At 55.0% G+C, this 15,056-nt stretch carries 13 protein-coding genes; 11 read left to right on the top strand and 2 right to left on the bottom strand.

All coding sequences use genetic code 11. The annotated features are described in order from the left end of the window. Window positions 1-106: 106 nt before the first annotated feature. Window positions 107-1,282 carry a 3-demethoxyubiquinol 3-hydroxylase gene (ubiF, locus tag AX755_RS12100; RefSeq protein ID WP_029882141.1) on the bottom strand — a complete coding sequence of 392 codons (1,176 nt, stop codon included), beginning with the start codon at window positions 1,280-1,282 and terminating at the stop codon, window positions 107-109. Between the two features lie 135 nt (window positions 1,283-1,417). Between ubiF and miaB the strand changes: the two genes are divergently transcribed. From miaB to rihA, 10 genes are all read left to right on the top strand, one after another. Continuing rightward, entirely contained in the window at window positions 1,418-2,842 is a 1,425-nt protein-coding gene (miaB, locus tag AX755_RS12095) for a tRNA (N6-isopentenyl adenosine(37)-C2)-methylthiotransferase MiaB (RefSeq protein ID WP_013097574.1), read from the top strand. A 163-nt stretch (window positions 2,843-3,005) separates the two neighbouring features. Next, window positions 3,006-4,052, top strand: coding sequence for a PhoH family protein (locus AX755_RS12090; RefSeq protein WP_020684942.1), 1,047 nt, complete (start codon window positions 3,006-3,008; stop codon window positions 4,050-4,052). Then, complete coding sequence (gene ybeY, locus AX755_RS12085; RefSeq protein ID WP_003858677.1) at window positions 4,049-4,516, top strand: rRNA maturation RNase YbeY; 468 nt, start codon at window positions 4,049-4,051, stop codon at window positions 4,514-4,516. Before AX755_RS12090 ends, ybeY begins: the two co-directional genes overlap by 4 nt. Window positions 4,517-4,605: 89 nt before the next feature. After that, entirely contained in the window at window positions 4,606-5,484 is an 879-nt protein-coding gene (gene corC, locus AX755_RS12080) for a CNNM family magnesium/cobalt transport protein CorC (protein WP_013097576.1), read from the top strand. A gap of 5 nt (window positions 5,485-5,489) precedes the next feature. Continuing rightward, window positions 5,490-7,028, top strand: a complete 1,539-nt coding sequence (lnt, locus tag AX755_RS12075; RefSeq protein ID WP_062856833.1) for an apolipoprotein N-acyltransferase — start codon at window positions 5,490-5,492, stop codon at window positions 7,026-7,028. 400 nt (window positions 7,029-7,428) lie between these two features. Continuing rightward, window positions 7,429-8,334 (top strand): amino acid ABC transporter substrate-binding protein, encoded by a 906-nt coding sequence (locus AX755_RS12070; protein ID WP_014883004.1) that lies wholly within the window; start codon window positions 7,429-7,431, stop codon window positions 8,332-8,334. A 155-nt stretch (window positions 8,335-8,489) separates the two neighbouring features. Continuing rightward, complete coding sequence (locus tag AX755_RS12065) at window positions 8,490-9,230, top strand: amino acid ABC transporter permease (protein WP_013097579.1); 741 nt, start codon at window positions 8,490-8,492, stop codon at window positions 9,228-9,230. Continuing rightward, window positions 9,230-9,904, top strand: a complete 675-nt coding sequence (gltK, locus tag AX755_RS12060; protein WP_062856832.1) for a glutamate/aspartate ABC transporter permease GltK — start codon at window positions 9,230-9,232, stop codon at window positions 9,902-9,904. Before AX755_RS12065 ends, gltK begins: the two co-directional genes overlap by 1 nt. After that, window positions 9,904-10,629 (top strand): amino acid ABC transporter ATP-binding protein, encoded by a 726-nt coding sequence (locus AX755_RS12055; RefSeq protein ID WP_014831084.1) that lies wholly within the window; start codon window positions 9,904-9,906, stop codon window positions 10,627-10,629. Before gltK ends, AX755_RS12055 begins: the two co-directional genes overlap by 1 nt. 120 nt (window positions 10,630-10,749) lie before the next feature. Continuing rightward, entirely contained in the window at window positions 10,750-11,691 is a 942-nt protein-coding gene (gene rihA, locus AX755_RS12050; RefSeq protein WP_062856831.1) for a pyrimidine-specific ribonucleoside hydrolase RihA, read from the top strand. Window positions 11,692-11,770: 79 nt separating this feature from the next. Here rihA and AX755_RS12045 read toward each other — a convergent pair whose 3' ends face one another. Beyond that, entirely contained in the window at window positions 11,771-12,253 is a 483-nt protein-coding gene (locus tag AX755_RS12045) for a zinc ribbon-containing protein (protein ID WP_014831082.1), read from the bottom strand. Window positions 12,254-12,467: 214 nt separating this feature from the next. On the opposite strand from AX755_RS12045, the gene leuS reads away from it, so the two are divergent. Then, window positions 12,468-15,050: a leucine--tRNA ligase gene (gene leuS / locus AX755_RS12040; protein ID WP_020685667.1), complete on the top strand. Its 2,583-nt coding sequence runs from the start codon at window positions 12,468-12,470 to the stop codon at window positions 15,048-15,050. Window positions 15,051-15,056: the final 6 nt, after the last annotated feature.

Here is a 15,056-nt window from a genome sequence, read left to right as displayed (position 1 = left end):
AAACAAACAAGCCCGCTCTGCGGGCTTTTTTGTTTTTGTACAGAATTGTGCGGCCTGATGCCCTCACCCTGGCCCTCTCCCACGGGGAGAGGGTAAAAGGAAAGGATTAGAGTCCGAGAGCGTATTTCAGCGCCTGGCGCTTCAACCCGCCAGCGCGTTCCGCCGCCATCAATCCAATGTTACGCAGAATACGCACCGGGGCCAGATCATTGCTGAAACCGGCATAGAACAGATCCATCCCCGACTGCATGATGAAGTTATCCGCCATACGTCGCGTCTGGTAGCGCTTGAGTACATGATGGCTTGACCAGGCTTCCGCATGCGCGCGTGCATTGCCCAGCACATCCAGTAAAGCGTCAACGTCACGATACCCGAGGTTCACGCCCTGCCCCGCCAGGGGATGAATGGTGTGCGCCGCATCGCCCACCAGCGCCAGCCCTTCACGGGCATACTGCAGCGCATGGCGACGTGTAAGAGGAAACGCCCCAGCGGCAACCGGCGTGATATGTCCAAGACGGGCCGGGAAGTGTTGCAGAATTTCACGCTGCAACTGCTCCATTGACAGCCCCTGTAGCTGGCGAATGCGCGCCGGTTTGTCGTACCACACCAGCGATGCCCAGTTATCGAACAGCGGTAAAAAGGCATGCGGACCATTCGGGGTAAAGTGCTGCCAGGTACTCTCTCCCGGCGCATTTTCACACTGAACGGTGATCAGCATACAGGACTGCTCATACTGCCAGGCATGAACACCGATGCCCGCCATTTGTCTGACCTGCGAGTGAGCACCGTCAGCCCCAATGACCAGCTTCACGGCCAGTTCATCTCCGCTGTCGAGCGTCAGCGTGTAGCCGCTATTGTGAGGATGCAGCGCCTTCAGCGACGCAGGAACACGCAGCGTCACCTTCGGATGCGCCTCCAGCGCCTGCCAGAGCGCTCGCTGGAGGACGTTGTTTTCCACCATATAGCCCAGACGCGGCAGCTTCAGCTCGGCGGCATCAAACGCGACGTGGGCATTTTCCCATTCCCAGGTTTCAAGGCGACTGTAAGGGTGAGCCCGCATATCGAGCACCGCCTCCCAGACGCCCAGCCCGCGAAGCAAATCAACAGAGGCCGCGCTGATGGCGGAAATGCGGACATCCGGCTTTGCCGTCGGGTCAAACTCAGCAGGTGCCGCCTGCTCAATAACCGTTACCTCAAATCCCTGCTGCGCCAGCCCCAGCGCCAGCGCGCCGCCGACCATACCGCCGCCGACAACGGCAATTTCGGTGTGTTGGAGTGTCATGGTCACTTTTCCTTATTGGAGAATCCCTTAAGTTTACCGGATTTTTGCAGTCCTGAGACGCATAACCTTCATACTGGTCACAACCCCACCAAAGCATTACAATACACGGCTTGCAATCCTGAGCTGAGCAAGTCGATGACTAAAAAACTCCATATAAAAACCTGGGGCTGTCAGATGAACGAATACGATTCATCCAAGATGGCCGATCTGCTGGATACCACCCACGGATACCAGCTGACTGAAAATGCGAAAGAAGCCGATGTGCTGCTGCTGAATACCTGCTCAATTCGTGAAAAAGCGCAGGAAAAAGTCTTTCACGTTTTAGGTCGCTGGAAACTTCTCAAACGAAAAAATCCGGACCTGATCATCGGTGTGGGTGGCTGCGTCGCGTCGCAGGAAGGTAAGCTGATTCGTCAGAGAGCCCCCTATGTGGATATTGTCTTTGGCCCCCAGACCCTGCACCGCCTGCCGGAAATGATCAACAAGGTGCGCGGCGATCGTAGTCCGGTCGTTGATGTCAGCTTCCCGGAGATCGAAAAATTTGACCGTCTGCCCGAGCCGCGTGCGGATGGCCCGACCGCGTTCGTCTCAATCATGGAAGGCTGCAACAAATACTGCACTTATTGCGTGGTGCCTTATACCCGTGGTGAGGAAGTGAGCCGCCCGGCAGACGATATTCTGTTTGAAATCGCACAGCTTGCCGCACAGGGCGTACGCGAGGTGAACCTGCTGGGTCAGAACGTGAACGCCTGGCGTGGTGAGAACTACGACGGCACCACCGGCAGCTTTGCTGAACTGCTGCGCCTGGTAGCTGCGATTGATGGTATCGACCGTATTCGCTTTACCACCAGCCATCCAATGGAATTCACCGACGATATTATCGACGTTTACCGCGATACGCCGGAGCTGGTGAGCTTCCTGCATTTGCCGATTCAGTGCGGCTCTGATCGCGTGCTGAACCTGATGGGGCGTCCGCATACGGTGCTGGAGTACAAATCCACCATTCGTAAGCTGCGTGAAGCGCGTCCGGATATCCAGATAAGTTCCGACTTTATCGTTGGCTTCCCTGGTGAAACCGCTGACGACTTCGAGCGCACCATGAAGCTCATCGGCGAAGTGAATTTTGATGTCAGCTACAGCTTTATTTTCTCTGCACGCCCTGGCACACCGGCGGCCGATATGGTTGACGATGTCCCGGAAGAAGAGAAAAAACAGCGTCTGTATATTCTGCAGGAGCGTATCAACCAGCAGGCCAACGCCTGGAGCCGGCGCATGCTCGGCACCGTCCAGCGTATTCTGGTGGAAGGCACCTCCCGTAAGAGCATCATGGAACTCTCAGGCCGTACCGAAAACAACCGCGTGGTGAATTTCGAAGGCACCCCGGACATGATCGGTAAATTTGTGGACGTCGAGATTGTGGAAGTGCTGACCAACTCGCTGCGCGGAAAACTGGTGCGCACCGAAGATGAGATGGGGCTGCGCATTGCGCAATCGCCTGAATCCGTCATTTCCCGCACGCGTAAAGAAAACGATTCTGGCGTTCGGGTTTACCAGCCATAATCCTTCAGGCCTGCCTTCCCGGCAGGCCTTGTATTTCCTCTCAACGTCCCCAATATCTTCCGCAACGCTTGCGCCTTTTTTCCATGGCGTGAATAATTTCGGTAATAACCGTTTTATTACGCCTGAGGGCGCCGGGCCAGTTAACCAATCAAAGAGGAACAGTTTGAACATAGACACGCTTGAAATTAGCCTAACGCCCGCAGACAACGCTCGCCTGCTGAGCCTGTGCGGGCCGTTTGATGACAACATCAAACAACTGGAGCGACGTCTGGGTATCGAAATCAATCGTCGCGATAATCATTTCAAACTCACCGGACGCCCTATCTGCGTCAATGCGGCTGCGGACATCCTGCGTAACCTGTATGTTGATACCGCCCCGATGCGTGGCGAAATTCAGGATATCGAACCGGAACAAATTCACCTCGCCATTAAAGAGGCGCGCGTGCTTGAGCAGAGCGCAGAAAGCGTGCCGGACTATGGCAAAGCCATAAATATCAAGACCAAACGTGGCGTCATTAAGCCGCGTACACCGAACCAGGCGCAGTACATTGCCAACATTCTCGACCATGACATCACCTTCGGCGTAGGTCCGGCGGGTACAGGTAAAACCTATCTGGCCGTCGCCGCTGCGGTTGATGCGCTGGAGCGCCAGGAGATCCGCCGTATTCTGCTGACCCGCCCGGCGGTTGAAGCAGGTGAAAAACTCGGCTTCCTGCCGGGGGACCTGAGTCAGAAGGTGGATCCTTATCTGCGCCCACTGTACGACGCGCTGTTCGAAATGCTGGGCTTTGAGAAAGTTGAGAAGCTTATTGAGCGTAACGTGATTGAAGTCGCCCCGCTGGCCTACATGCGTGGCCGTACCCTTAACGATGCGTTCATTATTCTGGATGAGAGCCAGAACACCACCATCGAACAGATGAAGATGTTCCTGACGCGTATCGGCTTCAACTCGAAAGCGGTTATCACCGGTGACGTCACCCAGATTGACCTGCCGCGCAGCACCAAATCGGGCCTGCGCCACGCCATCGAAGTGCTGGCTGAGGTGGACGAAATCAGCTTTAACTTCTTCCACAGTGAAGATGTGGTACGCCACCCGGTGGTCGCGCGTATCGTTAACGCCTATGAAGCCTGGGAAGAGGCCGATCAGAAGCGTAAGGCCGAACTGGCCGCAGAACGTAAGCGCGAAGCGCAGGAGCAAGAACAGAAATGAGTCAGGTGATCCTCGATTTACAGCTGGCATGTGAAGATAATTCCGGCATGCCAGAAGAGGCGCAGTTTCAGAAATGGCTGGATGCTGTTATCCCCCAGTTTCAGGAAGAGTCAGAAGTCACGATTCGCCTGGTGGATGAAGCAGAAAGCCATGAGCTTAACCTGACCTACCGCGGGAAAGATAAGCCAACCAACGTGCTCTCTTTCCCGTTCGAAGCCCCACCGGGTATTGAAATGCCGCTGCTCGGCGATCTGATCATCTGCCGTCAGGTGGTGGAACAGGAAGCCAAAGAGCAGCAAAAGCCGCTCGAGGCCCACTGGGCGCATATGGTCGTCCATGGAAGCCTGCACCTGCTGGGCTACGATCATATTGAAGATGACGAAGCGGAAGAGATGGAGTCCCTTGAGACAGAGATAATGCTTGCTCTGGGCTATGAGGATCCGTACATTGCCGAGAAAGAATAGTCAGACAACCGACTGACTAACATGCCGCCGCGTAAGGAAATAGCGCGGCGGTAAACATTGAACTGACGAGAGAACCCTTAACAAACGCCATGAGCGACGACAATTCACACAGTAGCGACACGACAAACAGTAAAAAGGGATTTTTCTCCCTCATTCTGAGCCAGCTTTTCCATGGTGAGCCCAAAAACCGTGATGAACTGCTGGAGCTGATTCGTGATTCCGGGCAAAACGATCTTATCGACGAAGATACGCGCGAAATGCTCGAAGGGGTAATGGACATCGCCGACCAGCGCGTTCGCGATATCATGATCCCCCGCTCGCAAATGATTACCCTGAAACGTAACCAGAGCCTCGATGAATGCCTCGATGTGATTATCGAATCCGCTCACTCCCGTTTCCCGGTCATCAGCGAAGACAAAGATCACATCGAAGGGATTTTGATGGCCAAAGATCTGCTGCCGTTTATGCGCAGCGATGCCGAAGCCTTCAGCATGGAAAAAGTGTTACGCCAGGCCGTGGTTGTGCCGGAAAGTAAACGTGTGGATCGGATGCTGAAAGAGTTTCGCTCCCAGCGTTACCACATGGCGATTGTGATTGATGAATTTGGCGGCGTGTCAGGCCTTGTCACGATCGAGGATATTCTTGAGCTGATCGTGGGCGAGATCGAAGACGAGTATGACGAAGAAGAAGATATCGACTTCCGTCAGCTTAGCCGCCATACGTGGACCGTTCGCGCCCTGGCCTCCATTGAGGATTTCAACGACGCCTTCGGCACCCACTTCAGCGATGAAGAGGTGGATACCATTGGTGGGCTGGTGATGCAGGCCTTTGGTCATCTTCCTGCCCGCGGCGAAACCGTTGACATCGATGGTTACCAGTTCAAAGTGGCGATGGCCGACAGCCGACGTATTATACAGGTTCATGTCAGAACGCCGGACGACTCACCGGTGCCAAAACTGGAAGATTAATGTAAATGGCATTTGCCCCACTGCTTGAACGCCAGCGCGTCCGTTTGCTGCTGGCGCTGTTACTCGGAGCCAGCGGTACGCTGGCTTTTTCTCCTTACGATATCTGGCCGGCGGCCATTCTCTCCCTGATGGGGTTACAGGGGTTAACCCTGAATCGTCGTCCCGTTCAGGCCGCAGCCATCGGCTACTTCTGGGGACTGGGCCTGTTCGGCACAGGTATCAACTGGGTCTATGTCAGCATCGCTCAGTTTGGGGGTATGCCGGGGCCGGTTAACGTTTTCCTTGTGGTTCTGCTGGCCGCCTATCTCTCGCTCTACACCGGTCTGTTTGCGGGCATTCTCTCCCGCCTGTGGCCTAAAACCAGCTGGCTGCGCGTTGCCATTGCGGCTCCCGTGGTCTGGCAGATCACCGAGTTTCTGCGCGGCTGGGTGCTGACCGGCTTCCCGTGGCTGCAGTTTGGCTACAGCCAGATTGACGGCCCGCTGAAAGGTCTGGCGCCAGTAATGGGCGTTGAAGCCATTAACTTCCTGCTGATGGTGGTGAGCGGCCTGCTGGTGCTGGCGCTGGTCACGCGTAACTGGAAACCACTGGTGGTGGCGCTGGTTCTTTTCGCTCTGCCCTTCCCGCTGCGTTATATCCAGTGGTATACCCTGATGCCAGAGCGCGCCACACAGGTATCGATGGTGCAGGGAAATATTCCGCAGGCGATGAAGTGGGATGAAAAAGAGTTGCTGAACACGCTAAAAATTTACGCCAACGCCACTGAAGAGGTGATGGGTAAATCACAGCTGATCATCTGGCCTGAATCTGCCATTCCGGATCTGGAAATTAACCAGCAGCCGTTTCTCAACATGATGAACGATCTGCTGCGCGCGCGCGGCAGTACGCTGATCACCGGGATTGTGGATGCGCGTCTGAATCAGCAGAACCGCTACGATACCTACAACGCCATCATTACGCTCGGCAAAGACAGCGAGTACAGCTACACCTCGACTGACCGGTATAACAAGAATCACCTTGTTCCGTTTGGCGAGTTTGTTCCGCTGGAATCGATACTGCGTCCGCTGGCACCGTTCTTTGACCTGCCAATGTCCTCCTTCAGTCGGGGGCCGTATGTGCAGCCGCAGCTGCATGCACACGGCTTTGCCCTGACGGCGGCCATTTGCTACGAGATCATCCTCGGTGAACAGGTGCGCGACAACTTCCGTCCGGATACGGACTTCCTGCTGACCATCTCTAATGATGCCTGGTTCGGTAAGTCGATTGGTCCGTGGCAGCACTTCCAGATGGCGCGGATGCGTTCACTGGAGCTGGCGCGTCCGCTGTTGCGCAGCACCAACAATGGCATCACCGCCGTGATTGGACCGCGGGGAGAAATTCAGGCCATGATCCCGCAGTTTACGCGCGAAGTGTTGACGGCTAAAGTCACGCCGACAAGCGGCCTGACGCCATATGCCCGCACCGGCAACTGGCCGCTGTGGATCCTGACCGCCCTGTTTGGCTTTGGGGCTGTGCTGATGAGCCTTCGTCAGCGTCGTCGCTAATCTTACCTTCTGTTGCCGGGTGGCGCTGACGCTTCCCCGGCCTACATTTCGCTTCGTCGGTCGGGTAAGGCGTAGCCGCCACCCGACAGTTCCCTCCCAAATTTCAATTCTGGCACGCCTATTGCTTTGTTTATTCAGGTAAACGCAGTTTGGCTTCGTGTGCAACCTTGTCGCACCAGCATAGATCGCCGGTAGCACCGAAACGGTGCAACGAGAGATTTCTGCCTCGGAATGGTGCGGCGCGCTTCGCAAAAATAAACAATAACGCAGCAAAATCTTTACATTAAGCCAGACTAAATGTTAACAAGCTTGCATAACACTGCACTCGCATAGCGCGAGATATAACAACATCACAATGGGTATCAATGCGTCACTGACGCTGATAAGAAAGGAGTTGGGTATGCAATTACGTAAACTGGCCACAGCAATGCTGGTAATGGGGATGTCCGCAGGCGTTGTACACGCTGAAGACGCGCCGGCAGCCGGCAGCACTCTCGACAAGATTGCCAAAAACGGCGTGATCGTGGTCGGCCACCGTGAATCTTCTGTCCCGTTCTCTTACTACGACAACACGCAAAAAGTCGTGGGCTATTCACAGGACTACTCTAACGCCATCGTTGAGGCCGTGAAGAAAAAGCTGAACAAACCCGACCTGCAGGTAAAACTGATTCCAATCACCTCGCAGAACCGTATCCCACTGCTGCAAAACGGCACCTTCGATTTTGAGTGTGGCTCCACCACCAACAACCTGGAGCGTCAGAAACAGGCCGCCTTCTCCGACACCATCTTTGTGGTGGGGACCCGTCTGCTGACCAAAAAAGGCGGCGACATCAAAGATTTTGCTGACCTGAAAGGCAAAGCCGTTGTTGTGACCTCCGGGACAACCTCAGAAGTGCTGCTGCACAAGCTGAACGACGAGAAGAAAATGGATATGCGCATCATCAGCGCGAAAGACCATGGTGACTCCTTCCGTACGCTGGAAAGTGGCCGTGCCGTCGCGTTTATGATGGATGATGCTCTGCTGGCTGGCGAACGTGCAAAAGCGAAGAAACCGGACAACTGGGATATCGTTGGTACCGCCCAGTCGAAAGAAGCCTACGGCTGTATGCTGCGTAAAGACGATCCGCAGTTTAAGAAGCTGATCGATGACACCATCGCCCAGGTGCAAACCTCCGGTGAAGCGGAAAAATGGTTCGACAAATGGTTCAAAAACCCAATTCCACCCAAAAATCTCAACATGAACTTTGAACTGTCTGACGACATGAAAGCACTGTTCAAATCACCAAATGACAAGGCTCTTAACTAATTAGAACTACAGGGGCGGGATCTCCTGCCCTCTCGATTGTCGGGAAGCATGGACAGACTATACGTTGAGTGGTCGTTCCCCACTCAGCGCGAAAAATGAGCTTCTCACCAATCTTCGAGGGTAGCGCTGCTACCCTTTTTTTTCTGGAGTTTATTATGTCAATAGACTGGAACTGGGGCATATTTCTGCAACAAGCCCCGTTCGGCAACACAACCTATCTTGGCTGGCTGTGGAGCGGCTTTCAGGTTACCGTTGCGTTATCGATAACGGCGTGGATTATTGCGTTCCTTGTCGGTTCACTGTTCGGTATTCTGCGCACCGTCCCTAACCGTTTTCTCTCTTCTATCGGCACGCTGTATGTGGAACTGTTCCGTAACGTTCCGCTGATCGTGCAGTTCTTTACCTGGTATCTGGTCGTTCCTGAACTGCTGCCGGAAAATATTGGCATGTGGTTCAAGTCGGAACTGGATCCTAACGTACAGTTCTTTGTCTCCTCGATGATGTGTCTGGGGCTGTTTACCGCCGCGCGCGTGTGCGAGCAGGTACGCGCCGCTATTCAGTCGCTGCCGCGTGGACAAAAGAACGCGGGTCTGGCGATGGGGTTAACGCTACCGCAAACCTACCGCTACGTCCTGCTGCCTAACGCCTACCGCGTCATTGTTCCACCGATGACCTCAGAGATGATGAACCTGGTCAAAAACTCGGCCATCGCCTCCACGATCGGTCTGGTCGATATGGCGGCACAGGCGGGTAAACTGCTGGATTATTCCGCCCACGCGTGGGAATCCTTCACGGCAATTACGCTCGCGTATGTTCTGATTAACGCTTTCATCATGCTGGTGATGAACCTGGTTGAACGCAAAATTCGCCTGCCGGGCAATCTGGGGGGCAAATAATGTACGAATTTGACTGGAGTTCCATTGTTCCTTCCATACCGTACCTGCTGGATGGCCTGGTGATCACCTTAAAAATCACGGCGATCGCCATCATCGTCGGTATCGTCTGGGGCACCCTGCTGGCGGTAATGCGCCTGTCGAGCTTTAAACCGCTCGCCTGGTTTGCCACTGCCTACGTTAATGTTTTCCGCTCTATCCCGCTGGTGATGGTGCTGCTGTGGTTTTACCTGATTGTTCCCGGATTCCTGCAAAACGTTCTGGGACTGTCACCGAAAACCGATATCCGCCTGATTTCCGCGATGGTTGCGTTCTCCATGTTTGAGGCCGCTTACTATTCCGAGATCATCCGTGCGGGCATACAGAGTATCTCACGCGGGCAGTCCAGCGCGGCGCTGGCGCTGGGGATGACCCACTGGCAGTCCATGCAACTCATTATTCTGCCGCAGGCGTTTCGCGCCATGGTTCCCCTCCTGCTGACCCAGGGCATCGTTCTGTTCCAGGATACCTCTCTGGTATATGTCCTGAGCCTGGCAGACTTCTTCCGTACCGCGTCCACCATCGGTGAACGCGATGGTACGCAGGTTGAGATGGTGCTCTTCGCAGGTGCGGTCTATTTTGTGATTAGTTTAAGCGCGTCGCTGTTGGTCAGTTGGCTGAAGAAAAGGACGGTATAATGATTTCCCTGAAAAATGTTTCTAAATGGTATGGGCACTTTCAGGTGCTGACCGACTGCTCCACCGAAGTCAAAAAAGGTGATGTGGTGGTAGTGTGCGGGCCGTCCGGTTCCGGTAAATCGACGCTGATCAAAACGGTTAATGGTCTGGAGCCTGTGCAGCAGGGTGAAATTGTTGTTAACGGCACCAAAGTGAACGACAAGAAAACCAACCTTGCCCAGCTTCGCTCCCACGTAGGGATGGTGTTCCAGCATTTTGAACTGTTCCCTCACCTCTCCATCATCGAGAACCTGACGCTGGCGCAGGTGAAAGTGCTTAAGCGTGACAAAAAAGCGGCGCGTGAGAAAGGGCTGAAGCTTCTGGATCGCGTGGGGCTTTCTGCGCACGCCGATAAGTTCCCGGCACAGCTTTCCGGGGGCCAACAGCAGCGTGTGGCGATTGCTCGCGCACTGTGTATGGATCCGGTGGCAATGCTGTTCGACGAACCGACCTCCGCACTCGATCCCGAAATGATCAACGAAGTGCTGGACGTCATGGTTGAACTGGCCCACGAAGGGATGACCATGATGGTGGTGACCCACGAAATGGGCTTCGCCCGCAAAGTGGCAAACCGCGTGATCTTTATGGATGAAGGCAAGATCGTTGAAGACTCGCCGAAAGAAGAGTTCTTCGCCAACCCGAAATCCGAACGCGCTAAAGACTTCCTGGCTAAAATCCTGCATTAATCTTCTCAGTGCGCAATCTTCGGATTGCGCACTGTCTCACGCTTTCAATCTCTGCTTCTCGTCGGCGTCACATTGCAGCGTTAACCTTGTCACAAAATAACGCTACGTATGGAGAACGCTATGGCACAGCCTATTATTTTCGATTGCGATCCGGGTCATGATGACGCGATTGCCCTCGTCCTTGCACTTGCCTCCCCTGAACTTGAAGTCAAAGCTGTTACCTCATCTGCCGGCAACCAGACGCCGGATAAAACCCTGCGCAACGTCCTGCGTATGCTGACCTTGCTAAAGCGCCCCGATATTCCCGTGGCCGGTGGCGCGGTCAAACCGCTGATGCGTGAACTGATCATTGCCGACAACGTACACGGAGAAAGCGGCCTGGACGGCCCGGCACTGCCGGAACCGGGTTTCGCCCCGCAATCCTGTACCGCCGTGGAGCTGATGGCAAAGGTACTACGCGAGAGTGCTGAACCCGTCACGCTGGTAGCAACGGGCCCGCAAACCAACGTTGCGCTGCTGCTGAACAGCCATCCTGAACTGCACAGCAAAATTGCCCGTATCGTGATTATGGGCGGAGCCATGGGGCTGGGTAACTGGACGCCTGCGGCGGAGTTCAACATCTTTGTCGACCCGGAAGCGGCGGAGATCGTCTTCCAGTCGGGCTTGCCGATTGTGATGGCCGGGCTGGATGTTACCCACCGGGCGCAGATTATGGCGAATGACATCGAGCGTTTTCGTGCGATTGGCAACCCGGTTGCCACGACCGTGGCCGAGCTGCTCGACTTCTTTATGGAATATCACAAAGTCGAGAAATGGGGATTCCACGGCGCGCCGCTGCATGACCCGTGCACCATTGCCTGGCTGCTGAAGCCTGAGATGTTTACCACGGTAGAGCGCTGGGTTGGTGTGGAGACCCAGGGGAAATACACCCAGGGGATGACGGTGGTGGATTACTATTCGCTGACGGGCAATAAACCGAATACCACGCTAATGGTGGATATCGATCGGCAGGCGTTTGTGGGTTTGCTGGCGGAGAGGCTCGCATACTATAGTGCGGCCTGATGCCCTCACCCCAACCCTCTCCCACGGGGAGAGGGAGCAAACACTAAAAACGGCAACGTGGTTGCCGTTTTGCTTTTACCTAGGGCTCAAACGGCCGACGCTGGAACTGATCGTGCCCGCACTTCGGACAGAGTGACAGCACCTCCGGCGTATAAACGGCAATATGGTGATGGCATTTCTCACAGACCAGATTTCCCAGCCCCACCACTTCACCGCTGTGGTACACGCCGTGATGATTCAGATCCTGAAAGACTTCACGCCACTCCAGCTGTGTTTTATCGGTAATATCCGCCAGCTCCTGCCAGAGGCTCTCCTTGATCACCCGCATAAATACGCTGTCGGTCACCTCGTCCTGGCTCTCCTGGTAACTGCGCGCGAACTCTTCGAGGTCACGACGCACGGCGCGCGTCACCTCTTCCACTTCGGTTCGCGTTAACTCACCCGTTTGCGTCACGCGCGCACGCGCCTGTTCCACCAGCGCGTCGATATCTCGCTCGCCGTTACGCAGCCGTTCCGTCAGTGTTGCCACCAGTTCGCGGTAAAATTGAGCAACCTTGTTCATCATTTTGCCTCCCGGGTAAGTAACTATTTCTAATAATAGACCTTATTTCATCGCCGCTTTGTCAGGTGAACCACAGACCCGGTAAATTCCTGCAAAGCGCATTTGTGCGAAAGGCTGTTTTGACGCGGACGTTTGGGCTATGCTATGCGGATCTGAAATACCACATCCATTGGCTACATTTGTAGCTGTATTGAAAACAGGACCACTGGCTGCCATGCAAGAGCAATACCGCCCGGAAGAGATAGAATCAAAAGTCCAGCAACACTGGGACGAGAAGCGTACCTTTGAAGTAACCGAAGACGAGAGCAAAGAGAAGTATTACTGCCTGTCGATGCTTCCCTATCCTTCTGGTCGACTACACATGGGCCACGTGCGTAACTACACCATCGGTGATGTGATTGCACGCTACCAGCGTATGCTGGGCAAAAACGTGCTGCAGCCAATCGGCTGGGATGCATTCGGTCTGCCTGCTGAAGGCGCGGCGGTCAAAAACAATACGGCGCCAGCGCCGTGGACGTACGACAACATCGCGTACATGAAAAACCAGCTCAAAATGCTGGGCTTTGGCTATGACTGGAGCCGCGAGCTGGCGACCTGTACCCCGGAATACTACCGCTGGGAACAGAAGTTCTTCACCGAGCTGTACAAAAAAGGCCTGGTCTATAAGAAGACGTCTGCAGTTAACTGGTGCCCGAACGACCAGACCGTTCTCGCGAACGAACAGGTTATCGACGGCTGCTGCTGGCGCTGCGACACCAAAGTTGAGCGTAAAGAGATCCCACAGTGGTTTATCAAAATCACCGCTTACGCTGACGAACTGCTGAACGATCTGGACACGCTGGACCACTGGCCGGATACCGTTAAGACCATGCAGCGCAACTGGATCGGCCGTTCTGAAGGCGTGGAGATCACCTTCAACGTTGAGAACTACGATCAGACTCTGACCGTCTACACTACCCGTCCTGATACCTTCATGGGCGCGACCTATCTGGCCGTGGCCGCAGGTCACCCGCTGGCGCAGAAAGCTGCCGAAAATAACCCGGAGCTGGCTACCTTTATCGACGAATGCCGCAACACGAAAGTGGCAGAAGCCGACATGGCGACCATGGAGAAGAAAGGCGTTGCCACGGGCTTCTATGCGAAGCACCCACTGACTGGCGAAGCGATTCCGGTCTGGGCAGCAAACTTCGTGCTGATGGAATACGGTACCGGTGCCGTGATGGCTGTTCCGGGTCACGACCAGCGCGACTATGAATTTGCCACCAAATACAACCTGCCGATCAAAGCCGTTATTCTGGCGGCTGACGGCTCTGAACCTGACCTGTCTGAGCAAGCACTGACGGAAAAAGGCACGCTGTTTAACTCTGGTGAGTTCAGCGGCCTGAGCTTCGAAGAGGGTTTCAACGCCATCGCCGACAAACTGGCATCGCTGGGCGTGGGCGAGCGTAAAGTGAACTACCGCCTGCGCGACTGGGGCGTTTCCCGTCAGCGTTACTGGGGTGCGCCAATCCCGATGGTCACGCTGGAAGACGGCACCGTAATGCCAACCCCGGAAGATCAGCTCCCGGTTATCCTGCCGGAAGATGTGGTCATGGATGGCATCACCAGCCCGATCAAAGCCGATCCTGAGTGGGCAAAAACCACCGTTAACGGTCAGCCTGCGCTGCGTGAAACCGACACCTTTGACACCTTTATGGAGTCTTCCTGGTACTACGCCCGCTACACCTGCCCGCAGTATCAGGAAGGGATGCTGGATTCCGACGCGGCAAACTACTGGCTGCCGGTAGACATCTACATCGGTGGTATTGAACATGCCATCATGCACCTGCTCTACTTCCGCTTCTTCCACAAGCTGATGCGTGACGCAGGCATGGTGAACTCTGACGAGCCAGCGAAACAGCTGCTGTGTCAGGGCATGGTACTGGCAGATGCGTTCTACTATGTGGGTGCGAACGGCGAACGTAACTGGGTCTCTCCGGTTGATGCGATTGTTGAGCGCGACGAGAAAGGCCGTATCGTGAAGGCGAAAGACGCCGAAGGTCATGAGCTGGTGTATACCGGCATGAGCAAGATGTCCAAGTCCAAAAACAACGGCATCGACCCGCAGGTGATGGTTGAGCGCTACGGCGCGGATACCGTGCGTCTGTTCATGATGTTTGCCTCTCCGGCAGACATGACCCTGGAGTGGCAGGAGTCCGGTGTTGAAGGGGCGAACCGCTTCCTGAAACGCGTCTGGAAACTGGTTTACGAACACACCGCTCAGGGCGACGCACCAGCACTGAACGTTGCTGCCCTGACTGAAGATCAGCAGGCGCTGCGTCGTGATGTTCATAAAACGATTGCAAAAGTGACCGATGATATTGGTCGTCGTCAGACCTTCAATACCGCAATTGCGGCTATTATGGAACTGATGAACAAGCTGGCGAAAGCACCGCAGGAAGGCGAGCAGGATCGTGCCTTAATGCGTGAAGCGCTGTTGGCCGTCGTGCGCATGTTGAACCCGTTCACCCCGCATGTCAGCTTCACCCTGTGGCAGGAGCTGAAAGGCGAAGGCGATATCGACAACGCGCCGTGGCCGGTTGCTGATGAATCCGCCATGGTGGAAAACACCACGCTGGTGGTGGTACAGGTCAACGGTAAAGTACGCGGTAAAATTACCGTCGCCGTTGATGCAACCGAAGAACAGGTTCGTGAGCGTGCTGGCCAGGAACATCTGGTGGCGAAATATCTTGAGGGCGTTACCGTACGTAAAGTGATCTACGTACCAGGTAAACTGCTGAATCTGGTCGTTGGCTAAGCGCGG

It is taken from the genome of Enterobacter sp. SENG-6 (assembly GCF_001605945.1).
Classification (GTDB): Bacteria; Pseudomonadota; Gammaproteobacteria; order Enterobacterales; family Enterobacteriaceae; genus Enterobacter; species Enterobacter cloacae.
This window is presented reverse-complemented; position numbering and strand designations above follow the sequence as displayed.